At 41.5% G+C, this 25,237-nt stretch carries 22 protein-coding genes; 6 read left to right on the top strand and 16 right to left on the bottom strand.

Annotated features, from left to right (window positions below):
- Window position 1 precedes the first annotated feature (1 nt).
- Together RHO15_05560 and dusC are read left to right on the top strand one after the other, a co-directional pair.
- Window positions 2-754, top strand: coding sequence for a molybdopterin-synthase adenylyltransferase MoeB (locus RHO15_05560; protein WVD62948.1), 753 nt, complete (start codon window positions 2-4; stop codon window positions 752-754).
- Window positions 747-1,730 (top strand): tRNA dihydrouridine(16) synthase DusC, encoded by a 984-nt coding sequence (gene dusC / locus RHO15_05555; protein WVD62947.1) that lies wholly within the window; start codon window positions 747-749, stop codon window positions 1,728-1,730. Before RHO15_05560 ends, dusC begins: the two co-directional genes overlap by 8 nt.
- 20 nt (window positions 1,731-1,750) lie before the next feature.
- On the opposite strand, the gene RHO15_05550 is transcribed toward dusC, so the two are convergent.
- From RHO15_05550 to matP, 11 genes are all read right to left on the bottom strand, one after another.
- Window positions 1,751-2,548, bottom strand: a complete 798-nt coding sequence (locus RHO15_05550) for an MmgE/PrpD family protein (GenBank protein WVD62946.1) — start codon at window positions 2,546-2,548, stop codon at window positions 1,751-1,753.
- Window positions 2,496-3,089 (bottom strand): MmgE/PrpD family protein, encoded by a 594-nt coding sequence (locus RHO15_05545; protein ID WVD62945.1) that lies wholly within the window; start codon window positions 3,087-3,089, stop codon window positions 2,496-2,498. Before RHO15_05545 ends, RHO15_05550 begins: the two co-directional genes overlap by 53 nt.
- Window positions 3,052-3,849, bottom strand: a complete 798-nt coding sequence (locus RHO15_05540; protein ID WVD62944.1) for an amino acid ABC transporter ATP-binding protein — start codon at window positions 3,847-3,849, stop codon at window positions 3,052-3,054. Before RHO15_05540 ends, RHO15_05545 begins: the two co-directional genes overlap by 38 nt.
- Window positions 3,850-3,857: 8 nt before the next feature.
- Complete coding sequence (locus tag RHO15_05535) at window positions 3,858-4,529, bottom strand: amino acid ABC transporter permease (protein WVD62943.1); 672 nt, start codon at window positions 4,527-4,529, stop codon at window positions 3,858-3,860.
- A 106-nt stretch (window positions 4,530-4,635) separates the two neighbouring features.
- Window positions 4,636-5,421: an amino acid ABC transporter substrate-binding protein gene (locus tag RHO15_05530; protein WVD62942.1), complete on the bottom strand. Its 786-nt coding sequence runs from the start codon at window positions 5,419-5,421 to the stop codon at window positions 4,636-4,638.
- 1 nt (window position 5,422) lies between these two features.
- The gene (locus tag RHO15_05525) at window positions 5,423-5,998 is read right to left on the bottom strand and encodes a GNAT family N-acetyltransferase (protein WVD62941.1); all 576 of its coding nucleotides are present in this window, start codon (window positions 5,996-5,998) and stop codon (window positions 5,423-5,425) included.
- On the bottom strand, window positions 5,995-7,368 hold the full coding sequence (gene purB, locus RHO15_05520; protein ID WVD62940.1) for an adenylosuccinate lyase: 1,374 nt from the start codon (window positions 7,366-7,368) through the stop codon (window positions 5,995-5,997). The genes RHO15_05525 and purB overlap by 4 nt, the downstream gene beginning before the upstream one ends.
- Window positions 7,369-7,707: 339 nt before the next feature.
- On the bottom strand, window positions 7,708-8,652 hold the full coding sequence (gene corA, locus RHO15_05515; GenBank protein WVD62939.1) for a magnesium/cobalt transporter CorA: 945 nt from the start codon (window positions 8,650-8,652) through the stop codon (window positions 7,708-7,710).
- Between the two features lie 271 nt (window positions 8,653-8,923).
- Entirely contained in the window at window positions 8,924-9,895 is a 972-nt protein-coding gene (gene cysB / locus RHO15_05510; protein WVD62938.1) for an HTH-type transcriptional regulator CysB, read from the bottom strand.
- Between the two features lie 149 nt (window positions 9,896-10,044).
- Window positions 10,045-12,654 (bottom strand): type I DNA topoisomerase, encoded by a 2,610-nt coding sequence (gene topA, locus RHO15_05505; protein WVD62937.1) that lies wholly within the window; start codon window positions 12,652-12,654, stop codon window positions 10,045-10,047.
- Window positions 12,655-12,752: 98 nt separating this feature from the next.
- The gene (gene matP / locus RHO15_05500; protein ID WVD62936.1) at window positions 12,753-13,214 is read right to left on the bottom strand and encodes a macrodomain Ter protein MatP; all 462 of its coding nucleotides are present in this window, start codon (window positions 13,212-13,214) and stop codon (window positions 12,753-12,755) included.
- A 414-nt stretch (window positions 13,215-13,628) separates the two neighbouring features.
- Here matP and RHO15_05495 point away from each other — a divergent pair, with 414 nt between their 5' ends.
- Together RHO15_05495 and RHO15_05490 are read left to right on the top strand one after the other, a co-directional pair.
- On the top strand, window positions 13,629-15,338 hold the full coding sequence (locus RHO15_05495) for an amidohydrolase family protein (protein ID WVD62935.1): 1,710 nt from the start codon (window positions 13,629-13,631) through the stop codon (window positions 15,336-15,338).
- 451 nt (window positions 15,339-15,789) lie between these two features.
- Window positions 15,790-17,151, top strand: coding sequence for an APC family permease (locus RHO15_05490; GenBank protein ID WVD62934.1), 1,362 nt, complete (start codon window positions 15,790-15,792; stop codon window positions 17,149-17,151).
- A 374-nt stretch (window positions 17,152-17,525) separates the two neighbouring features.
- On the opposite strand, the gene RHO15_05485 is transcribed toward RHO15_05490, so the two are convergent.
- The 5 genes from RHO15_05485 to RHO15_05465 form a co-directional block, all read right to left on the bottom strand.
- Entirely contained in the window at window positions 17,526-18,539 is a 1,014-nt protein-coding gene (locus RHO15_05485; GenBank protein WVD62933.1) for an ABC transporter permease subunit, read from the bottom strand.
- Window positions 18,540-18,541: 2 nt separating this feature from the next.
- Window positions 18,542-19,714, bottom strand: coding sequence for a putrescine ABC transporter permease PotH (gene potH / locus RHO15_05480; protein ID WVD62932.1), 1,173 nt, complete (start codon window positions 19,712-19,714; stop codon window positions 18,542-18,544).
- Window positions 19,715-19,747: 33 nt separating this feature from the next.
- A complete protein-coding gene (gene potG / locus RHO15_05475; protein ID WVD62931.1) occupies window positions 19,748-20,890 on the bottom strand; it encodes a putrescine ABC transporter ATP-binding subunit PotG in 1,143 nt (380 codons plus the stop codon).
- A 138-nt stretch (window positions 20,891-21,028) separates the two neighbouring features.
- Window positions 21,029-22,162 (bottom strand): extracellular solute-binding protein, encoded by a 1,134-nt coding sequence (locus tag RHO15_05470; protein WVD62930.1) that lies wholly within the window; start codon window positions 22,160-22,162, stop codon window positions 21,029-21,031.
- Between the two features lie 357 nt (window positions 22,163-22,519).
- Window positions 22,520-22,990, bottom strand: a complete 471-nt coding sequence (locus RHO15_05465; protein WVD62929.1) for a hypothetical protein — start codon at window positions 22,988-22,990, stop codon at window positions 22,520-22,522.
- A gap of 171 nt (window positions 22,991-23,161) precedes the next feature.
- On the opposite strand from RHO15_05465, the gene yaaA reads away from it, so the two are divergent.
- Window positions 23,162-23,956, top strand: a complete 795-nt coding sequence (gene yaaA / locus RHO15_05460; GenBank protein WVD62928.1) for a peroxide stress protein YaaA — start codon at window positions 23,162-23,164, stop codon at window positions 23,954-23,956.
- 279 nt (window positions 23,957-24,235) lie between these two features.
- Window positions 24,236-25,030 carry a type I methionyl aminopeptidase gene (gene map, locus RHO15_05455; protein ID WVD62927.1) on the top strand — a complete coding sequence of 265 codons (795 nt, stop codon included), beginning with the start codon at window positions 24,236-24,238 and terminating at the stop codon, window positions 25,028-25,030.
- Window positions 25,031-25,237 lie beyond the last annotated feature (207 nt).

The following is a 25,237-nucleotide window of genomic DNA, read 5'->3' as shown; positions in this document are numbered from 1 at the left end:
GATGGCTATACTCTCAGATCAAGAATTTCTTCGCTATGACAGACAAATTAGTCTTAAAGGATTCGATATCGATGGACAAGAGCGACTCAAGCAGTCTTCAGCGCTGATTATTGGTCTAGGGGGACTAGGCTGTAGTGCTGCGCAATACCTTGCTGCCAGTGGTATCGGCCAATTAACCCTGGTTGATTTCGACACTGTCAGCCTATCTAATTTGCATCGACAAATTTTACATACTGAGCAGTCGATTAATCAACACAAAGTCGATTCAGCCGCGCAAGCATTAAAGCAGATTAATCCCTCAATCCAGTTGCAGACCTTAGCTAGCGCCCTCGATGATGACGCATTAGCGGTACAACTACAGAAACAGTCGATTGTACTTGATTGTAGTGATAATCTCGCTACGCGTGAGCAGATCAATCGGCTTTGCTATCAATACAAAGTGCCGTTGGTGTCAGGGGCGGCTATTCGCATGGAAGGTCTACTTTCTACCTTTATCTATCAAGATAATCAGCCCTGCTATCACTGTTTAAGTCAACTATTTGGTCAGGATCATTTAACCTGCGCCGAATCTGGCGTGATGTCCCCGCTAGTTGGCATGATAGGGGCGATGCAAGCGATGGAGGCGATTAAAGTCCTCACCCAGTTTGGCAAGCCACTCATTGGTCGCCTGTTAACGGTTGATGCAATGACCATGCAATTTACTGAAATTAAATTTAATCCTTTACCCCATTGTCCGATTTGCTCACATGCATAACCGACCCAATTTATCCATTCAGCGCATGATTCTCGCCCCGATGGAGGGCGTTTTAGACGGTATCGTTCGCGGACTCCTAACCGAGCTGAATCAGATTGATTACTGCGTAACTGAGTTTGTCCGCGTGACGCAACAGCGTTTACCTAAAAAAGTCTTCTACCGTTTATGTCCAGAGCTGTATCAGCAAGGTAAAACCGCCAGTGGTTCGCCGGTTAGAGTGCAACTACTGGGCCAGCATCCGGCATTGATGGCTGAAAATGCAGCGCTGGCTGCCGAATTAGGCTCTTATGGAATTGATATTAATGCCGGTTGTCCGGCCAAAACAGTAGTGGGTAACCAAGGCGGTGCCTGTTTACTCAAAACGCCCGAACTGATCTATCAAATTACCCGTCAGGTTCGTCAGGCTGTGCCGCAAAACCTACCGGTATCGGTAAAAATCCGGCTCGGCTGGGCAGATAAATCGCACTGTTTTGAGATTGCCGATGCTGTCGCTCAAGGCGGCGCAACGGAAATCGCCATCCATGGTCGAACCAAAGAGGATGGCTACCGAGCTGATAAAATTGACTGGCAAACTATCGGTTTAATCAAACAAAAGCTCACGATTCCGGTGATTGCCAACGGGGAAATCTTCAGCCCTGAAGATGCCCAAACTTGTATAGTGCAGAGCCACTGTCAGGATCTGATGCTCGCTCGCGGTGTTTTACAAATTCCTAATTTAGCCAATGTAATTCGCTTGCATGAAGCCCCGTTAGCTTGGTCTAAAACCGCGCAGCTATTATTAAGCTATGCCCAAACCGAGTTTGACCCGGAACTACTGCTCAACAAACCGTTCTACCACTCCGCCCGCATCAAGCAGTGGTTGACCTATTTAAAGGGCTATTATCCGCAGGCAACAGAGCTGTTGCAGCAGGTTCGCACCACCAAAACACAGCAACAGATGGTAGAGCGCTTATTACAATATTGTGAGCCTGGTTAAAATAACATCATCCACAGGTATTAGCATATAATGCGTTGCAGTTGTTTGACAATCTGCTGTACCGGCTGGTCAGTATGAAAGTCTTCACTTAACGCGACAAGCTGCCCGGCACGTTCATCACTGCCGATAGCTCGAGTGAGTTTAGTCCGTATTTCACGTTGACTGTAGGGATTTGCCGGACTCCCTTTAGGATGTTCAACCCGGGCTGAAACACAGTGCTGATGACTTAAGTAGATATCAATCTGCGCAAAACGCGGCAAAGGCGAATCGTGATACTGCCGCACTATTTTATGCATTAAACAAGTCGTCGTCTCATCAATCGGCACGGGCTGAAATGCGGTCTCATCTAACCGTTTATGCTGTAATAAACAGGCTATCACATATTCGGCAGAGAATCGGCCTTGATCCTGCCTTTTCGGTAAACGATAAATCAAGGCAGCATCGCCATGCACAGGAAAGATGAGGTTGACCCTGTCGATATGCTGAAAATCAATCGAATGCTGGGCCAATATTAACTGCATCGCATCCACCACATAGGCATTAGCCGAGCAGTAAGGATAATTTTTAAACCAGAGACCCGGGGTTCCAATACGCCAGTTTGCTCCCCAATCAGATAAATTTAATGCGGCATTACCTTGTCCATACAAGGCTAAAAAACCGATATCTTCAGCTAAAAAATCAGGATTTGCTTGTAAGCCGTATTGGCACAATTCAACTGCCAGTACCGCTTGCTGAGCCGCCAGTCCGGCATGAAGCGGCTTGATATCAGAACCAAAATGTAAACGCAAGCCGGCCGACTGGGTTGCGGCAATCGCCATCGCCTGGACCAGGAAAGGTTGATGGAGAAAATAACCGATCGCCGCGGTCGCCGCACCCCCCCCCTAAGGTGGCGGTATTATGCCACCCTTTCCTATAATGGCCATCGCCGATTGCTTCTCCCAAACGCGCCATGACCTCAATACCAATGATATAAGCGGCTAAAAAACGTTTGCCGGTCAACTCAGGTAAGTCTGGTTGAGTTAACGGAATTTGACTTAGCAGTGCCGATAGAATCACCGCGGAGGGATGACCGCGTACCTGCTCATGTACATCATCATAGTCGAGTAGATGCGCCTGATAACCGTTAAATAGAGCCGCTTGTCGGGCGGTGACTAAAGGGGAATGACCGATTAACAAAGCAGCCGGATGCCCTCCCTCATCTTGTATCCAGCGCATCAGCGCTTGAGCAGAATCCTGAGAGCGGGCCAGTAAACTGGAGGCTATGTAATCCAAAATCCCCTCAATCGCCAGTCTGACCACCTTTGGGTTATCTAGCGGACGGCTATTTTCGATTAACTCGAATAATTGCGTGGTTAACATGATCAGGCTTAGATTTCAAATTCAATAGTTTCGACAGCTGTCTCAAAAATTTCTTAGTTAACACATGCTGCGGAAAATCGATCACATCAACGGCATTGCCCTCTTCAATCACTGTGCCATCGGCCATAAAAACCACTCTATCTGCCACATATTTAGCAAACTCCATTTCATGCGTCACAATAATCATGGTGGTTTGCGCTTTGGCTAAATCATGTATCACCTGCAACACTTCGTGTACTCTTTCTGGATCGAGCGCTGAAGTGGGTTCATCAAATAAGATGACTTTAGGATTGACCGCTAAGGCTCGCGCGATAGCAACACGTTGCTGTTGACCGCCAGATAAGGTTATCGGATATTGATTGGCTTGTGCTAATAAACCAACCCGCTCAAGTAAACGCAAACCGAGTTGATTAGCCTCTTTTTTAGCGATTTTCTGCCCAACAATGAGCGCTTCAGTGATATTCTCCAGCGCGGTCTTATTTTTAAACAGATTATAGTGCTGAAAAACCATCGCCAATTGATGACGCAACTGCGTTTCCTGTTTACGCGAATAGTGCGCAGCATCAAGACTCACCTCACCAATTTGAATCGTACCGGTCTCTGGCTTCTCTAATAAATTCAGGCAACGTAACAGGGTTGACTTACCCGATCCAGACGGACCAATAATGGCAATCACCTCTCCCGCTTTCACACTCAAGTTCACATCGGTCAGTACGCGATGCTCACCAAAATTTTTGGATAAATGTTCTACTTGAATCATAGCATCTCCTAGCGCTGATAAGGGATATTAAGATATTTTTCCAGCTGTTTTTGCAGCGCGGCATAGATCACAACTAATGTCCAGTAAACGATGCCAACCGCCAGATACGTTTCAAAAAAACGATAGGATTCAGTCGTCAGTAACTTTCCGGCCGCGAGCAATTCTGAGACCCCGACAAAAAAAGCGATTGAAGAGTCTTTTAATAACGAAATAAAGGTATTGCCGGTTGCCGGCAGTGCATTGACCAAAGCCTGTGGTAAAATAATGCGGCGATAAACTTGCGAAACCGATAAACCCACCGTTAAACCGGCTTCACGCTGGCCATGATCAACAGATTGAAGACCCGCACGAAAAATTTCGGCTAAATAGGCGGCAAATTTTAAGCTAAAACAGAGAATCGCCGCGGTAATCGCGCCCATTTTGGTCAGTACCGGGAACAGCTGGGGTAAGCCATAATAGATGATGAAGAGCAGCACGACCGATGGTATACCTCGAAATAGTGAAATATAAAGTGCCATTAACTGATCAATCACCGGTAGCCTTGCACTGCGAACTAAGGCTATCATCATCCCAACGATCATCGCAAATAACATGGAGACGACAGCCAGATAAAGTGTCACCGGCACATAAGGAATAATGGCGGGAAAAACATGTATAAAGTAATTAAAATCAAAATTCATTCTATGCCTCAACCCTGTCCATGTGTTTATATTATTCTATTTTACTTATCACTAACCTAGCTTCACTCATACTGGCCTAGGCGCAACGATATCAAGATTTATCTGATTACTGCGTTGAAATATCCTGACCATAATATTTCTCAGAAATCGCCTTGATAGTGCCGTTTTGTTGCAGCTTGCTGATGGCCTGATCGAAGGCCACTTTGAGCTTTTCACCTGACGCATTACGATTAAAAGGAAACGCCACCGGTTCAATAATTAATGGGTCACCCAATAGGGTAAAGGGCAAATTGTGACGTTTCATTTCAGCCAATAAAATCGGCTTGGCATTGATGTAAGCATCGACCCGGTTATAGACTAAATCATACATTGCACCATCACGGGTTTCATAGGTACGAATAGTAATACTATCATCAGGAAAAGCCTGCTTTAACGCATTAATATGATTTGAACCGAGTACGCCAGAGATCGTTTTGCCCTTTAAATCAGCCAGCGAATGGATAGCACTATTTTGATTATTAATCACAAGTTGACTGCCATAGTAGCTATAAGGCAAGCTAAAATCATATTTTTCCTGTCGAGCCGCAGTGACAGCAACAGCGTTAGCAAGCGTGTCTAGACGCTTAGCCTCTAACTGCGCCATTAAGCCACCAAACTCGGCGGTAACCCACTCAATTTGACAACCTAACTCTTTGGCGATAGCTTGCGTCACTTCGACATCAAATCCAACTAGCTGACCATCTTGCTTGAAACCATTCGGATAGCTTTGTCCGGTCGTTCCCACTTTTAATATCGGTAATGTCGCTTGTGCGGTTTCACTGCTTTGCTTATCACAACCGGCTAAAGCGATAATAACTAATAAGCCGGCAATCAATCTCTGTTTTATTTGCATGCTACACTCCCTCAATATCAATGTGTTTTCCGGCGAACTGAAAACCGGTCGCCATTAATGCATCCCGTTTTTCTCGCCATGTATGATAACGCTGCTGGTCAATGATTTTTTCCAAATAAAGTGTACGATGGCCGAGTCCCAGATCAGCCTTAGCGATGGGATTAAATCCCTGTTTTTGATAAAAAGAGACTAACCAGGGATGGTTTTCTGCGGTACCTAATGTCACCGCGGGTAATTTCAGTGTCTCTTTTAAAATATGGTTTTCAAGCCAGACCAGCAACTTTGCCCCTAATCCTTGCTGAGTAAAATCAGGATGGGTGGCAAACCAACCTATATGCGGGACACCAAAAGGTCCCGGATTATTCCCCCAAGGAAAGCGTAAACTTATCGTTGAAGCAAAGCGGTCATCAATCTCTAATACATAGGCTGCATTGTAGAGCAGATGTTGCTGCATGCTTTGCATATCGATGTCTACCGCGGCAAAGTGGATATCGGCAACTTGATGGGCTTGATAAGCGGACTGTATCAAGTCAGTTAACCGCTGACTTTCACTCAATTTCACCGCGCGTATGTTCATTGATTCACCTCGTTTAACAGTCCAGATGCGTATGCCGCAGCGATAACTTGATCGACTTTTTCGACTGTTTTGCCTAAATAATGAATCGGATCCAGCCACTGTTTGAGATCAGCGGGATTCAATAGGTGCTTCAGTGATTCATGATGAAGTAATAACTCACTGAACGATATCTTCTGTTCAAAGGACTGCATCGCCAGTTCATAGACTAAGTGATGCGCGCTCTGTTTTCCCAGCACTTTACCCAACTCAAACATCACTTTTTCCGACAACAATAGGCCTTGTTGTAAGGTTAAATTATCCAGCATTTGTTGCTGGTTCACCTTCATACCCCGAAAAATAGCTAATGCGCTTTGCAGCTGCGCTGAAACATAGATATTGATTTCTGGTAAGGCAATCCACTCAGCCCGCCAGCTCATGGCATCGCGTTCATGTTCAACCTTCATCGATTCATGAATCAGCGCCACACTTTTCAACACGGGTGCCGTTAAACTAGCCAGCCCTTCAAAAGCGGCAGGATTGCGCTTATGTGGCATGGTGGTTGAACCGATCTTACCCTCAGAAAAGGGCTCTTCGATCTCGTTGATTTCGGTGCGCATTAAGTTATAAAGTTCATTGCCTATCTTACCCAGAGTGCCACTGATAAGTGCAATGACTGAGGCATATTCAGAAAAACGATCGCGGGCAGATTGCCAGCTAATATTGGGCACGCCAAGATCGAGTCTTGCCAGTGCTTGTCGTTCGACTTCAATCCCCTGTTCGCCTAATGCTGCATAAGTGCCAATCGCGCCATTTAAATTACCGACCAATACGCGTGATTTAATCTCTTTTAAACGGGTTAAGTGACGCACAAACTCATCTAACCAAACCGCTAATTTAAAACCAAAGGTGGTTGGCAAGGCTTGCATCCCATGTGAACGTCCCACCATTGGTACGTGCTGATAGATTTTTGCCTGTTTGATAAGTTCAAGTACAATCGCGTGCACATCACGTTCAACGATCGCAAAAGCGTGTTTGAGCTGTAATACCGTCGCCGTATCAACAATATCCTGAGTTGTGACGCCATAATGAATATATTGACCAGCCTCACCACACTGTTTTTGCAGCGCATTAACGGTTGGCATTAAAGAGTGTTTAGCTTTAGCCACTTCATCGGCAATCTCGGCAATACTGAGTTGACTGGCATCGGCTTGCCGTACAATTTGCGCCGCTGCCGACTCAGGAATCAGACCTAAATCCCCTTCAGCCTGTGCCAAAGCAACTTCAACCGCCACTTGTTGATGCAGCCGATTCTCTTCGGACCACACCGAACGCATCTCTATCGTCCCAAAGTTATTACCCAACATCAGAAAATCAATAATATGTGCTGCCATGCTTCAACCTTATGATTTTAAGTCAAATTAATCATAGATTGATTATTGGCATTTCGCGCAGATCTGTCTAATACGAAGTTTTTCTATTTATATAACTATTGGTTATAAAAAACACAAACTAGTCATCAACAGTTAATTTGACTTAGCCGTAAAGGGGGAATCTGGAAGATAAAAACCGTTGTCTACATTGAGATTGAGCGCAATAAAAAGCGCAAAGATGATGGGTTCAAAGTCGCTCAAAGCACGCTATACATCTCTGCGCCTATTGAAACAATTGATAAATAAGATGTACAGTGATGGATCATAACCCGCCGGTTATGATCACAAGATATCCAATAGTTATAACCATTTTTTCAATTTAAAATAGATATAAGGCGCCAGTGCAGCAAGAACCATTAAACCGATGGCGAACGGATAACCATATTCCCAATGTAACTCAGGCATGATCTCAAAGTTCATACCATAGGCTGACGCCACCACAGTTGGCGGTAAGAATACCACCGAAACAACTGAGAAGATTTTAATAATACGGCTTTGCTCAATATTGATAAAACCCATGGCGGCTTGCATTAAGAAATTGACTTTTTGAAATAGCGATTCATTGTGTGGAATCAAGGATTCAATATCGCGAATAACTTCGCGCGCTTGCTCAAGTTGATCAGCCGGCATTTTAGCCCGTCTCACCAGATAATTTAGGGCGCGCTGACTATCCATTAAACATAAACGGACTTTCCAGCCAATATCTTCTAATTCGGCTAGAGAAGAAATGGCTTCATCATAGCCTTCTTGTGCTGAACCGCGCATAATAACCCGCCCCAGCTCTTCTAACTGACTATAGATATTTTCAATCTCATCCGCCAGTTGTTCAACTTTGGTTTCAAACAAATCAAGCAAAATCTCATAAGCGTTTCCATCATTGAGCTGCTGATAACGCGAACGCATTCGATAAAGACGAAAAGCCGGTAAATCACGTTCACGTAGCGTAAACAGACGACCATCGCGAATGGTAAAAGCGACAGTAGAGTTGCCGGCGTGGTCATCAATATCTTCAAAAAAGAAGAAGGAGTGGATATGTAAACCTTCGGTATCTTCAAAAAAACGGGCTGATGCCTCAATATCATCGAGTTCAAGGCTGGTAGCCAAGTTTTGTCCTAAATCCTCTAATACCCGCCGACGATCAACATCTTCCGGTTCAACCAGATCAATCCATTTGGCTAGCTGTAAATTCTCTTGCTCACCGAGCCGTGATAAATGCTTCTCTTTCAATTCAAATGCACTGAGCATACTTATTCATCCTTAACATACCAATCCCCCACATTATTATATTTGTGGTGTGACGATGTCCAATTAAGATAGCTATTATCATATCAGTTATCGTGGATCAGTATTATATTCTTAGCAGTTTTATAACAAACCTTTTGCCACTCATCATCAATTTAATCATTGATATATATAAACATATAACAGACTTATTGGTGTTGAAATCAGTAATACAGGTTATTTTTAATTATGGCATTGCAATTTATAGTATGATGCCATCAAAAGCAATCACTACTTATCTGACGGGTAATTTTATCCCATTGAACATCGCCTGAATTTCGGCATTACTATTACAAGCGAGGGCTTTATCAATTAACTCTTTGGTTAAATGCGAAGAAAATTGATAAATAAACTCATACATATAGTTTCTTAAAAAGAGTGTCCGGCGAAAGACAATATAAGTGGTATTGTAAGAAAAGAGATGTCCGGCATTAAATACCAGCAAATCTTGCTCTTGCTCTTCATCAACCGCCATTTTAGCTAAGATTCCCACCCCAATACCTAATTTCACATAGGTCTTGATTAAATCAGCATCTGAAATATTAAACACAATATTCGGTTCATAGTTGGCACGGCTAAATGCTTTACTCAAATCAGAACCATCACTGGAAAAGTCATAACTGACTAAAGGGTGCTGGGCTAAATCGGCAATTGTTAAAATGGGTAATGTAGCGAGTGGATGATTTTTCGGTAAAATGATGGCATAGTTCCAGTGATAACAGGGTAAAACAATAAAATCATCATTCACTTTAGGTAATTCGGACACAATCGCAAAATCAACCTTACCGCTCACCACATCATCAACAACCTGACGTGATGATCCCTGCTCCATCTGTAACGAAATATGCGGATATTGTTGCATAAAATGTTGAATAACTAGTGGCAGCATGTAACGGGCTTGTGTATAAGTTGTGGCAATGTTAAATACGCCTTGATTGGGCTGCGTATGTTCGACCGCCGCGACTTTAATTGCACTGACTTTACTCAAAATTTCCTGAGCGATATGCACGATATCTTGACCAATCGGCGTAAGATGCGTTAAATGTTTGCCTGAACGGGCAAAAATTTGTACGCCCAGTTCATCCTCTAACAGCTTAATCTGCTTGCTGATACCGGGTTGAGAGGTATAAAGACTTTCCGCCGTCAAAGAGACGTTTAAATCATGTTTAACCACTTCAACGATATATCTAAGCTGCTGTAATTTCATATGACACTCTTTTACAATGTTCGAGGATATGTTATTTGATCCTATCAGGCACGGCTTTAGGTGGCAAAAGCCACCTATTTATTCGCTAAATTATTCGCTAAAATACTAACAGATCGATTTTACACAACCTCAAATCTAGCCCAACCGGACTATTTGGTTTTCATATCTACCCATTTTCCGTTGACATAATGTAGCGCCCAGCCTGTCGCTTTGCCCTCTTTTTCCGAGGAGATATACTGCTGTTTATTTTTACGGCTAAAACGAACCATGGTTTGATTCCCTTCTGGATCTTTAACCGGTGCCTCAGTCAAATAATAGAATTTCTCCGGTAATCTGTCTTTAAATCGAACCAGCTCTTCCACTAATGGCGCTCTTGTCTCTCGCGATTTAGGGAAAGTATTTGCTGCCAAGAAGATCCCTGCCGCCCCATCACGTAGTACAAAATAGGCATCCGATTTACTACATTTCAGCTCAGGGAGTTCAACCGGATCCTCTTTCGGTGGCGCTACCTCACCATTTTTTAAAATCTTACGCGTATTTTTACAATCGGGATTGGTACAGCCCATGTAAATCCCAAACCGTCCTGATTTTAAATGCATATCCGATCCACACTTATCACATTCAACAACCGGCCCTTCATAACCTTTAACTTTAAAATCACCCTCTTCAATTTCAAAGCCATCACAAATCGGGTTATTACCACAAATGTGCAATTTACGATTGCTATCAAGCAGATAACTGTCCATTGCCGTATGACAAATCTTACAGCGATGTTTTGCGCGTAAAGCGGTGGTTTCCGCTGAATCCGCATCTTCTAAAATATTGATCGCTTCATGTTCTGGAATCAGATTTAACGTCTGTTTACAGCGCTCTTTCGGCGGCAGACTATAACCCGTACAGGCTAAAAACACGCCTGAACTGGCCGTTTTAATCCCCATTGGGCGTCCACAATTAGGACAGATAATCTCAGGTGTCATCACCAATGGATTAAGGCGCATGCCACCAGCTTCAGGATCTTTTTCGGCTAATGTTAAATGCGAAGAGAAATCACCAAAAAAATCATTAAGGACGGTTTTCCATTTGATTTTCTTAGTCGCAACATCATCCAGTGCATCTTCCATTCGCGCAGTAAAATCATAGCTCATTAAATCGTCAAAATTTTCGGTCAAACGATCGGTAACAATCTCACCAATTTTTTCAGCAAAAAAGCGACGATTCTCTAATCTAACGTAACCGCGATCTTGAATCGTTGAGATGATCGTTGCATAAGTTGAAGGACGACCAATCCCCCGCTTTTCAAGTTCTCTAACCAAAGAGGCTTCATTAAAACGCGCCGGTGGTTTAGTAAAATGTTGTGTTGGCTGTAAGGCTTCAAGTGATAATTTATCATTGACGGCCACAACCGGTAATATTTTATCTTCATCATTTTTACGCAGTGCCGGTTGTACTTTTGTCCAACCATCAAAACGTAATGTTCGGCCTTTTGCCTTCAAAGTAAAGTCGCCAGCCTGAACCGTGATAGTCGTTGAATCATACTCAGCTTCTGCCATTTGACAGGCAACAAATTGCTGCCAAATCAATTGATAGAGTTTTTTCGCATCCGCTTCAACATCTTTAATTTTTTCGGCTAATAGCTCAACATCAGAAGGTCGAATCGCTTCATGTGCTTCTTGTGAATTTTGTTTGCTGGAGAAAAAGTTAGCCGCTTTCGGTAAATATTGCTGACCAAACTGTTTATCGATATAACCGCGCACCATCTGTAACGCATCCTGACTTAAGTTCGTTGAGTCAGTACGCATATAGGTAATGTAACCCGCTTCATATAAACGCTGAGCCAGTAACATGGTTTTCTTAACGCCAAAGCCAAGACGAGTACTTGCCGCTTGCTGTAATGTTGAGGTGATAAAAGGGGCGGAAGCGCGACTTTTAGTCGGTTTATCTTCACGCTCAATAACCTGATAAGTTTCTTTGCCAAGCAACGCCAGCGCAAGATCAATATCTTGTTTGTTTTTTGGCTTATAAGCAGCATCTTTAAAATGTGTCACTTGCATCGGCAACGACACTTTTTTAAGGGTTAATAGATCGGCCTGAAGCTCCCAAAACTCTTCCGGTACAAAAGCACGAATTTCACGTTCACGTTCAACCACTAATTTAACTGCAACGGATTGAACACGCCCAGCCGATAATCCTCTGGCTAACTTTTTCCATAATAGCGGCGAGAGCATAAAGCCCACCACGCGATCCATAAAACGTCTCGCCTGCTGTGCATTAACGCGATCAATATCAAGCTTATCAGGCGATTTAAAGGCATTTTGAATCGCACTTTTGGTTATCTCATTAAACACCACGCGACGATATTTAGCATCATCCCCGCCAATCACCTCTTTCAAGTGCCAGGCAATCGCCTCTCCCTCTCTATCCAAGTCGGTCGCGAGATAGATGGTATCAGCATCTTTGGCTAATTTTTTTAACTCAGAGACGACACGCTCTTTACCAGGTAAAATTTCATAGTGTGCTTGCCAATCATGATAAGGATCAACGCCCATACGATCAACTAACGCCTGTTCTGGCGAACGCTTTACTTTGGTCTTTTTATCACCACTACTTTTTGCTAAAGACGTTCGTTTTTGTCCTGTGCCACTCACAGGCAGATCACGTATATGGCCAACACTCGACTTAACAATAAACTCCTTACCTAAATACTTGTTTATTGTTTTCGCTTTAGCTGGTGATTCGACTATTACCAGGGATTTACCCATACTTATACCTATAACCTATATCAAATTGCTTAAGCAACGGGTCAAATAGAATGATCATCAACGCCATATTGCTCGTAACATACCATATTTATCTGAGATCAATTATCATCAGATACAAACAGCAGTGACTCTAAATCCTGCTTTAATGAAGACATCTTGTGCGCATAGTGCTCTTTTTTCTCTGCATCATCAATTAACTGGATAATCGTCTCAGATAAAGTTGATTGCCGACGTTTGGCTAACTGTGCTAAACGTTGCCACACTAAAAACTCAAGATCAATCGATTTTTTACGTAAAGACTGTTGTTCAGCATTAAAATGCCTTTTTCTTCTCGCTCGAATGGTCTGTTTTAACTTATTATCCAACACCGGATTCATATGTTGCTGAATCCATTCAAGCACACTCACCGGGGTGTTCTCTAATTTCATCAATTCGAGTACGGCAGCGTCGGCGGCACTTCTTTCAATATACCGTGTAATCGCCTCACCTTCGCGGTGTTTCTTAATTAAATAGGTCCATTTCCAGCCACATTCAAGGTTCTCTAATTGTTGATACTTCATAATATCTCTTGGTGACGTTGTAACATGACATGCATTTTAAACCTGATTCACCGATAAACACAATGCTTTTATGATAAATCATCCGTAATCAAAGCGTTATTAACTACATTAAATTAAGCCATCACTATTATCTTTAATATGAATGACGATCAGCAGCTTATACAGGTTATTCGCTTAATAGCATCATCTGAACCTTACAAAATAATCAATACCATGAATCTGTGAATCTTTGAGAATACTGACTTTCATACAGATAATATGCTTTCATTAAAAATCAATACCGTCGTTTTTATTAACTGACCGATTTTTTACTTGCCAGAAAATGGCAATCTGTTATCTTTTGCGGTTACTTTTATGACGAATCGACGTTTCGTATTTTATTATTCACCTTGTTTGGTTAAAAGGAGTAGGACATTGACTATTAATCATCACCATGCAGAGACTGTTTTTATTAATGGTTATATTTTTACGGCTGACAAGCACAATCAGGTGTGTGAAGCGATTGCCATCGCAGATGGTTATATTATTGCCAGCGGCACTAACCAAGAAATAAAAAAATATATTAATGAAAACACGCAGGTTAATGATCTGGCAGGTAAAACGATGATGCCCGGTATTATTGACTCTCATCTTCATCCATTCTGGGGCGGACTGCAACTTTCCGGCTGCCACCTCAATTATGAGAGTTTAACTATCGCTCAAACACTCTCACGTATCCAAAAACATCTGGATCAGGATAGTTTCACCGATGAGAACGACTGGTTACAAGTTCGTGCGTGGTTACGTCAAGGAATGTTACCAAGCGGTACCGATATCACCCGCGCCGATCTCGATACCTTAAGTACCCGTCGTCCGGTTATTTTATTCTCTAATGACTGTCATACGCTTGTCGCCAATAGTCGAGCATTAACACTCTTCGGGCTCGATGAAAATACCCCTTCACCCAGCGATGGCAAAATCGGCCGGAATGACGATGGTTCACTCAATGGTATTTTAGAAGATGCGCCGGCCATGCGCGCCTTCGATAGTATTCCCGGTATCAATGATGCACAAGCACAGGTCATTGCCAAGAATGTCCAAACCATACTTAATCGCCAGGGCGTCACTACCGTGATGGATGCCAGGGCACTACCGATACAATTTGATGCATTTAGCCAACTTAAATTGCAAAATCAGCTCACACTAAGAGTATTTGGTGCAAGAGAAATCACCCCTGATGATGCATCAACGTTAGCGTCAGTTTCAGCGGCAGTCAGTCGTATGGCTGCTTTTGCCGAAAAATATACCGATAAACAGCTGTCACCCAAACCTGGTATCGCGATTAAACATACCAAATTCTTTGTTGACGGTGTGCTGCATAAACCGATTATGACTGCGTCACTCCTTTCGCCCTATTTAGACAATCAAGGAAATGCCGCAGAACCCTGCTATGTTGAGTCTGATCGCTATGGCGATCTCTATTATCCGAATGATATTTTGGAACATTTAGTCCTCGAAGTCAGCCAAGCCGGGTTTCATCCACATATGCATACCGTGGCGGAAGGCGCAATCGAAGTTTGTCTCAATGCCGTTGAGAAAATGCGTCAACAACTACCCAATAAAGACATTCGCCCAGCATTTGTACATAATGAGCTTGCAGCCCCTCATCAATATCAGCGATTTGCACAATTAAATGTGATTGCCTCACTCTCTTTCCAGTGGGCCGGTATGCCCCAAGCGTTAATGGATGATGACAAAAGTATTATCGGTGAAACTCGTTTTGCTGAACTTGAACCAATTGCGAAATTTCTCGATGCCGGTGCACGTATCGCCTTTGGGAGTGACTGGCCTATCGATCCACTTAATGAATGGTATGACTTTAAAGTGGCGATGACACGTAAAATCAGTCAAGCCAATGCCCCGCGTCTTGATACCGATCGAAATCTCACGGCGATCGAAACCTTGCGCGCAGCAACAATAGATGCGGCTTATGCTATCGGCTATGAAGATCAATTAGGTTCAATTGAAGTGGGTAAATTTGCCGATCTGATTATTTTAGATAGGAATCCTTTCCAGATTGCCGCAGAGGATATTGAGCAGGTAAACGTACTCAGCACCATTGTGGGTGGCGTGCCCGTCATTTAATCCTGACCTGTCACCTTACTAACGATACCGATGAGCAAATATAAGGCCTTTTCGGTATCGTTTTTGATCCATGGATTTAACTATTTGCCGCCAAATCAGCTCGATATCAACCATATTTCAGCTTCAATGAGTTCAATCAATCGCGCTTCTCGACAGCGTAATATTTATTATATTCAATTAGTTAATTACAATGTCATTTATCTCATCCGCATCAGCAAATCGCCTGCTTTTCAAAAAAGAATTGCCATAATAATCAGCATCAGAAAAAACTCTCCTATGTTATTGATAAATAAGATAAACATAAATCAATCTAGCTTATCAAGGACAAAAAACTTGCATAATTAGCCAATTGTGGGACAATTCGCTACCACTTTTTAGGCTGGTGAATATAACGATAAAGTCTGTTAGTCGTTTTTTATTGTCGTTTTGGACTAGGGAGAGAGAAACAATCATGTCCACAATAAAAATGAAACGTGTTTTAACCACACCTGCACTTGTTGCTTTCGGTCTTGCTTATATGGTGCCACTGGGCATCTTTACCACCTATGGACAAGTGACAGTATTAAGTAACGGCCATTTGCCAATCGCTTATATCATTACGCTGATCATGATCTTTTTTACCGCTTTAAGTTACTGTCGAATGACCAATTTATTACCTCTTTCAGGTTCTGCTTACTCCTATGTACAGCACACTTTTGGCGGTAAAATGGGTTTTTTAGTTGGCTGGACACAAATCCTCGATTACTTATTTCTGCCAATCTTAAACTATATTGTGTTAGGTCTCTATTTGCATGACCGTTTCCCCTTTATTCCGGAATCGGTCTTCGTCATATTGTCATTATCCAGCGTCAGCTTTCTCAACTATTTAGGTATCAAACTGATCAATTCAGTCAACTTTACCTTAATCATTGTGCAAATGATCTTTATTCTGCTATTCGTGATTTTGGCATTTTCTGGCGCCGATCTGAGTCCTGAAAATCTGTTAAAACCGCTCGAATTTGGTCGCCATGATTTTAGTGGTCTATTATCCGGCGCGGCGGTTCTCTGCTTAGCTTTTTTGGGCTTTGATGCCATTGCAACATTAGCCGAAGAGTCCAATAATGCCAGCAAAACGCTCCCCAAAGCAATTTTATGGACAGTGGTGATTGCCGGTAGTATTTTTCTGGTCGTCTCTTATGCCGCTCATGTGGCCTATCCTGACTGGTCACAATTTATCGGTAGTAATGAAGATACCGCCAGTTTAATTATTGTCAGGCATGTAGGTGATTTTACCCAATTAGGTGGCCATTTCTTATCTAGCTTCTTCTTAGCAGCCTATTTAACCGGGGTATTTGCTTCAGCGATGACGGCACAAACAAGTATCTCGAGAATTTTCTTTGCCATGGGACGTGAAGGCGTTTTGCCAAGAAAAATTTTCTATCGTGTACATAGACGATTCCATACCCCCTATCTCTCAATCCTGTTTGTCGCTGTTTTTTCACTGTTATCTTTAGTGTTATCACTCAGCTTAGTCGTTTCAATGATTAGCTTTGGTGCACTGGTTGCCTTCACCTTTGTCAATTTATGCGTCATTAAAAGCTATCTGATTAACCGTCACCACTACACGGTTATCAATCTGCTTAAATATGGTTTACTTCCGGCGATTGGCGTCATCCTTTCACTCTGGTTATGGACACATCTGGACAGTATGGCGATGAAAATTGGCCTGTTATGGCTATTGCTAGGTTTTATTTATCTGCTTTACTTAACTCGTCTATTTACCCGGCAGGTGCCTTCACTGAATCAGGATGAAATTAGTCGGATTATCGAATAGCCAGAAACAGAGGTAGGTAACAAACATACCGGCTAAAACCGCTTACAGTCAGTTTGACAATGAGCGTTAACGAGTTAATTGGCTATGGCTAGTTGCTTATCTGATGGACAATATACTCATCGAATAGCTTATGTCGCATCGCACCAGTCTGATGATATCAAGATACCAAGAGATTATCGAGTATGGTTAACCAGACAGCAACACGTCTCATCTTTTAATGGCCTTGATTGAGCCGGTTATGTGGCTTGTAGACACACGGACTCAATCAAGCAATAGGCGTACAGACAAATAAAAAGAGTTCACAGATAACTATAAAATAGCAGGAATAGAGAGAAAAGAGAGCCGATATTCAAATATCGGCTCGAGAAAGCAGACTAATGGCGACGAAGCTCTTTTAAATGACGTCTTTCTGCACGTCTGATCAACAGCCATGACACAAAGCCAATAATACCAACAATCAAGAGTATGATAGTGGCTAAAGCATTGATTTGTGGGTCGACCCCTAAACGTACTTTCGAGAAAATCAGCATCGGTAGTGTTGTTGCGCCCGGTCCAGCCACGAAACTGGCTATCACGAGATCATCAAGCGATAAGGTAAATGCCAATAACCAGCCAGAGACCAAAGCCGGAATGATCATGGGAATCGTAATAATAAAGAAGACCTTCAATGGATTAGCGCCAAGATCCATCGCCGCCTCTTCTAACGATTTATCTAGTTCCCTTAATCTGGCACTGACCACCACCGTGACATAAGCAGTACAGAACGTCACATGTGCAAGCCAAATAGTTAACGCACCACGATCTTGCGGCCAACCAATCGCCTGCCCCATCGCAACAAACAGCAACAGTAAGGCTAAACCGGTAATCACATCAGGCATCACCAATGGCGCTGTCATCATAAAAGAGAATAAGTTAGCACCACGGAAACGACGGAAACGAACAATCGTAAACGAAGCTAATGTGCCCAGTACAACAGCAACGGTCGCCGAGGCAGCTGCAATACTGAGACTTAAAATCACCGCTTTAATTAAAGCACTATTATTAAAGAGTTCGCCGTACCACTTCGTTGACCAACTCGCCCAGACTGTGACCAGACGAGAGCTATTAAATGAGTAAATCACCAGCATTAACATCGGGATATATAAAAAAGAAAATACCACGATTAAGATTAATGCCTTGAGACTTTTTAGCGTTAAGGCCAATGTCACAATAAACGTCACAATCAGACTAAAAACGAATACCCCGATAAAAATATCTGCATACTGAGCAGGTGAAAGCACCAGATCAATCAATGAGATTGATGAAATCAATATCGTTAAAATAAATGACGCGACTAAAGTACCAATAAATACACCCGCCGCTGATCGCACAATAATTTGAGTATTCATCATTACTTCCCTCCCATCTCTTTATTCTGATACTTATTAAAATAGAATATTGGAATGATCAATATTAATAGCATCACCGAAGCAACTGCCGCTGCCGCTGGCCAATCTCGATTATTAAAGAACTCTTGCCACAATACGCGACCTATCATAATCGTATCAGAACCGCCAAGTAGTTCAGGAATCACGTACTCACCCACTGCGGGTATGAAAACTAACATACCGCCGGCGATAATACCGCTTTTGGTTAATGGAATAATCACAGAGAAGAAGGTTTTAATCGGTTTACAACCTAAATCAAGTGCAGCTTCAATCAGGGTATTATCTACCTTCACTAAAGAGTTATAGATAGGTAACACAACAAACGGTAAATAGGAGTAAACAATACCGATATAAACGGCTAAATTAGTATTCAAAATTACTAATGGATGATCAATAACACCGAGCCACATCAAGAAATTATTCAGCAAGCCATTATTCTTTAAAATACCGATCCAGGCATAAACCCGAATCAAAAAAGAGGTCCACGACGGTAAAATCACTAATAATAATAAAATATTTCGGGTTGATGATTTACACTGCGAGATCGCCCAGGCTAAGGGATAACCGATTAAAATACACAATACCGTTGATATAAAGGCAATTTGGAGTGACTGCAAATAAGCACTGATATAAAGTGTATCATCGAGTAAATTTAAATAGTTACCAAAATTCAGTGAAATATTGAGTAATCCCTCATCCCATGAGACTAAGTCAGTATAAGGTGGAATCGCTCTAACCATCTCTGAAAAACTTAATTTAAACACAATTAAGAAGGGTAATAAAAATAGCAACGACATCCAAAGATAAGGCACCGCGGTGACAAAAAGCCGACCATAAAGTGCCATTAAATCAGAGTCATCTTGCACTTTTTTCATATTTTTCAATGAAAAATAGATCAGTAAACCACCGACAGGAATAAATGGAATACTACCGATGATAACCAGCCAGTAAGCAAATCTTGACGCTTTATATTGAATTAAAAATAATCCAAAAAATGAAATTAAGATACCGACGGTTAACAGTGTCAACCAAATATCCACACTGACCATATAAACTACTTCATGCGATACAGAGTAATAGTACGACAGTACTAATACTAATATATGCAATAGAAAACAAGACCCAATCGTACGCACTGAGAGCCTCCTACTATCCAAAAAAACAAAGAATCATTCTGTTAATACCACACAGCTATCAACATCCCAGCTGAGATACATATCATCACCCCAAGTTGGCATGCCTTTTCTAAATCGATCCTCATTTTGTAGCTGAGCAATAACGATCTGTCCACTATGCAACTGAACATGATAAATTGATAAGTCACCTAAATAGGCGATATTCACCACTTCACCTACCGCGAAGTTATATCTATCGTCAGGGATCTCATCACACCATTTAATTTTTTCAGGACGCAGTGCTACCATGATAGGAACACCATCAATAACAGGAGAGTCATAATCAACTTTAATCGGATGTTTAAGCATTGGACAGTTAATCACCAGTCCATCTTCTAAGGTTTCTTGTAGCATACCTTTAAAGATATTTACTGAACCAATAAATTCAGCGCTATAAAGACTGGTCGGATGCTCATAAATCTCTTCAGGCTCGCCAATTTGCACGAACTGACCTTTATTCATAATCGCAATACGGCCGGCCATGGTCATGGCCTCTTCCTGGTCATGAGTCACCATGACACATGTCGCACCGACTTGTTCTAAGATATCGACCACTTCAAGTTGCATTCGATCACGTAATTTTTTATCTAAAGCCCCCATCGGCTCATCGAGTAGCAATAAACGCGGACGCTTCGCCAAACTACGCGCTAAAGCAACCCGTTGACGTTGTCCACCTGAAAGCTGATGCGGTTTACGCTTACCAAACTCTTCCATATGAACTAGCGAAAGCATCTCTTCAACGCGCCGTTTAATCTCTTGTTTATCTAATTTATCTTGCTTTAATCCAAAGGCAATATTTTGTTCAACGGTCATATGCGGAAATAGTGCATAAGACTGAAACATCATATTGATCGGACGCTCATAAGGAGCAACTAATGAAAGATCCTGTCCATCAAGTAAAATTTGACCTGATGTCGGTTGTTCAAAACCAGCCAGCATACGAAGTAATGTCGACTTACCGCTACCTGAAGCACCGAGTAAAGCAAAAATTTCACCTTCGTAAATCGTTAAATTGATATCATCAACCGCATAATAGTCACCACCAAATATCTTAGTGAGATTTTTGATTTCTAATAAAGGCGTCGCTAATTTTTTTCGATTAGGATGATTTTGTACTGGTATTACATGTTCATTCATTTTCAGCATTCCTCACAAACAGTATGCCATAAAAAAACGAGACGGTAGGCTTATTGGCTACCGTCCGTATTTGTTACTTACCTAGTTGTGTAAATAACAAAAAGTGAATTCCGTTATTGCATCACAATTAGACTAATTTTACTTACCTGTTCTAACCTTCGTCCAGGTTCGCGTCATTACGCGCTCTAATTTTGGATCTTGCACTTTTAAGGTAAATAACTTCTCCATTATTTCAGGCGTCGGATAAATGGCGGGATCTTGACGAATCTCGGTACGAATGAATGCATCTGCTGCTTTATTTGCGCTGGCAAAATTAACATCATTAGTCACTTGTGCCGCAATTTCCGGACGTAAAATAAAGTTAAGGAATTCATGAGCCGCTTCAACGTTTTCCGCATCTTTTGGAATAGCAAAAGTATCAAAGAAGACTAACGCTCCCTCTTTCGGAATAAAATAGCGGATGTTGACGCCATTTTTCGCTTCTTTTGCACGATCGCGCGCTTGTAAAATATCGCCAGACCAACCTAACACAACACAAATATCGCCATTGGCAATATCATTAATATACTGTGATGAATGGAAATAACGAATATTAGGTCTTAATTTAGCTAATAGATCATAAGCCGTACCAGTATAATCTTTCGCATCAGGACTATTTGGATCTTTACCTAAATAGTTAAGCACACTGGCAAAAACTTCAGTTGGGGCATCAAGAAAAGCGACACCACAATCTTTTAATTTTTCTAAATTTTCTGGTTTAAAAATCAAATCCCAACTATCAACGGGAGCATCATCACCTAAACGTGCCTTGATCATATCGACATTATAGCCAATACCTGTTGTCATCCAGACATAAGGAATCGCATATTTGTTGTCAGGATCATGAGATGCCATTAACTTCATTAAGTTAGGATCTAAATTGTTCCAATTTGGCAACTTACTCTTATCAAGCGGAAGATAAATGTCAGATTGAATCTGACGCGCCAGAAAACTATCAGAAGGAGAGACAACGTCAAAACCAGAACGTCCCGCCATGAGTTTGCCTTCTAACACTTCGTTAGAATCAAAAACATCATAAACGACCTTAATATTCGTTGTTTTTTCAAAATCAGATATCGTTGACGAACCGATTTGTCCAGCCCAGTTATAGACACGAACAGAATCATCTTTAGCCAGTACCGGCTGAGATACGGCGATAGTTGCGCCTAAGATCATTGAAGTGATAGATAATAAAGATTTATTTGTAAAAAATTTGTTACGTTGAGTAAACATCCGCACAACTCCCACACGCTCGGGTGAAACACAGTGTTGAACACAATGCCTGTCTTTTATATTTAAAATTAAAAGCAGACACCCAAATTTTGCTGGTTAGGCAAATCCGAGGTAACCGCGAGTCAGTTATTTTGTAATGACCAACCGGAGAATTGATTCGATTAATAAAACTGATTCTTCGTCTAGTCTTTTCATTCCTAAAAAGACAAACAACAAATTAGGACACCACCCTCGCTCTACGGGGCAAAGAATACCTTAATTTTAAAATAAGTCCACCATTAAAAAGCGATATACAACAAATTTAAATTAAATGTTCAAAAAAAAAACAAAAAATAATTCAACCGCTAAAATAGAAAATTAATGATATGTTTGCGATGATGATAACGCAGTACTATTTGGTAATGCTGCATCAATGAGCACATCACACTGTTTAAGTTCACTGACTAATTGTAGCGCTTGCTCTTCGAACTGCTGCATAAAGAGAATAAATTGCTTTAAACTTAACCCTTCACCACAACTGATAGTGTGCATAATCACAAATTTTGCATTACCTTCATCTTGGAGTTCTAAGAACACTTTAAGTATCGGAGAAGAAGCATTGATAAGGCTTAAGTCCGCAATCAGAGAGGCTATAGCACTTTGTTTGACTTCGACGGTTATTCGATAATAAAGAATATCATCAATCAGTTCAATTTTGGCGTCATCAATCTCATTCTGATCTTTGACCCGAACAATATGCAATCCTTGACAATATTCACATTGATAATACGCTGTGCCTAACATAGTCAACCAATCAGTTAATTGTTTGCTATCGATAGAAATTTCCAATATTACACCTAATCATAATCACGCAAGAAAATTTGTCGATAGTTTACACTAACTACCTGAGAGTGATACAAATAATTTAAATCGATTAGTGTATTTGCTGTTATTTTCTCTATAATAGTTTCTATATTGTCCGGTTTATGTGCATCGGTCCATCTCAAATAAGGAATGGTTATGTTAACTGTCATCTCACCAGCCAAAACACTTGATTACGAAAGCCCTATAAAAACCAAGCAATTAAGCCAGCCTGCCATGTTAGCCAATTCACAACAATTAATTGAACGGGCCCGCCAATTAACCCAGTCTGACCTTGAAAAGCTGATGAAAATTAGTCCTGCGTTAGCCAAATTAAATCATGAACGTTTCGCACAATGGCATCAACCTTTTACATTAGACAACGCACGCCAAGCTATCTTAGCCTTTAAAGGTGATGTTTATGAAGGCTTAAATACCGATGATTTTGTTGAGCAAGATTTCACTTTTGCTCAACATCATTTACGCATTTTATCTGGATTATATGGTCTGCTTCGTCCCCTTGATTTAATACAGCCCTATCGTCTGGAAATGGGTATCCGTTTAGATAATAGCAAAGGTAAAAACCTTTACGCTTTTTGGGCCAATCAGCTCACCGATAATCTTAATCAACAACTAGCTGAACAGGATAATCCGGCGCTAATTAATCTGGCTTCTGACGAATATTTTAAAGTACTGCCTCAGCAAGCATTAAAATTTCCGGTTATTAAACCGATATTTATGGATGAAAAAAAGGGCGAATATAAGATTATTAGCTTTTACGCGAAAAAAGCGCGTGGTTTGATGAGCCGGTTTATCATTAAAAATCGGTTAAATACCCCTGCTGCATTAACCGAGTTTAATACCGAGGGTTATCAATTTGATAAACAGCAGTCAATAAACAATACATTAATCTTTAAACGTACCGAGAAAGCTGCCTTAGCCAACAAGTCATAGCTTTGGCGCTCCCCCCCCCTTTATGCCTGTCAACTGATATTTGATGATGACAGGTATTGAGGATACCCTCTTGCTCTATCCTTAAGTACGTTAAATGCGCAATCTTATTTATTCAGGCTGATTAAGGTGACCCATATCGTCTCTAAGATTGAGCAAGAGTCATGAGATCCACAGCTGATTAATCCTATTTCATTCATCACTAATATCACTCACCGAATACTGAAATAGCGATAATTTTATGCTAGAATGAACACAAGTAAAATTGAAGGGTTAACTGTCATGAGTATAACGATTAAGACGCCTGAGCAAATTGAAAAAATGCGTATTGCAGGTAAATTAGCAGCTGATGTATTGGAGATGATTGAACCATACGTCAAACCAGGGATAAGCACCGGTGAACTAGATAAAATCTGTTACGATTATATTATCAATGTGCAAAAAGCGATTCCGGCCAATATTGGTTATCATGGTTATCAGCACACCAGTTGTATCTCAATCAATGATGTCGTTTGTCATGGTATCCCAAATTTTGAAAAAAAAATCAAAGAGGGTGATATCTTAAATATCGATGTGACCGTGATTAAAGATGGTTTTCATGGTGATACCTCAAGAATGTATATCGCAGGCAAACCGTCGATTCTTGGCGAACGCTTGTGTAAGGTGACGCAAGCGTGTTTATATAAGGCTATCCGTCTAGTTAAGCCTGGTTTACGCTTGCGTGAAATTGGTAAAACGATTCAAAAGCATGCCGAGTCAGCAGGATTTTCATCGGTTCGTGAATATTGCGGTCATGGTATTGGTCAGGTCTATCATGAGGAGCCACAAGTGTTACACTATGATGGCGACGATAATGGGGTAATTTTAAAACCGGGGATGACCTTCACCATTGAACCAATGATCAATGCCGGAGACTGGAAAACCAGAACCATGAAAGATGGCTGGACAGTTAAGACTAAAGATCACAGTCTGTCAGCTCAATATGAACATACCTTACTGGTCACCGATAATGGATGTGAGGTATTAACCTTAAGAACCAATGAAGATTTTCCTCGTTTAACTGAACATCAATCCTGATTGCATCTAAACGCGTACTCACCTTAGTACGCGTATTTTCCCTTTAACTTCAATGTTAATATCATATTCTCTATTATCATCTGGTTCTATTGACCCCATAACCTTCAAGTTTAGAACTGTTTTGCATTCATGATGTTTGCATTCATCATGCCAACCAGATGAAGAAGCACTGCTGAAATCATACAGATAAAATCTGCTCTCATGTTG

This window comes from Orbaceae bacterium lpD01 (assembly GCA_036251705.1).
Classification (GTDB): Bacteria; Pseudomonadota; Gammaproteobacteria; order Enterobacterales; family Orbaceae; genus Utexia; species Utexia brackfieldae.
This window is presented reverse-complemented; position numbering and strand designations above follow the sequence as displayed.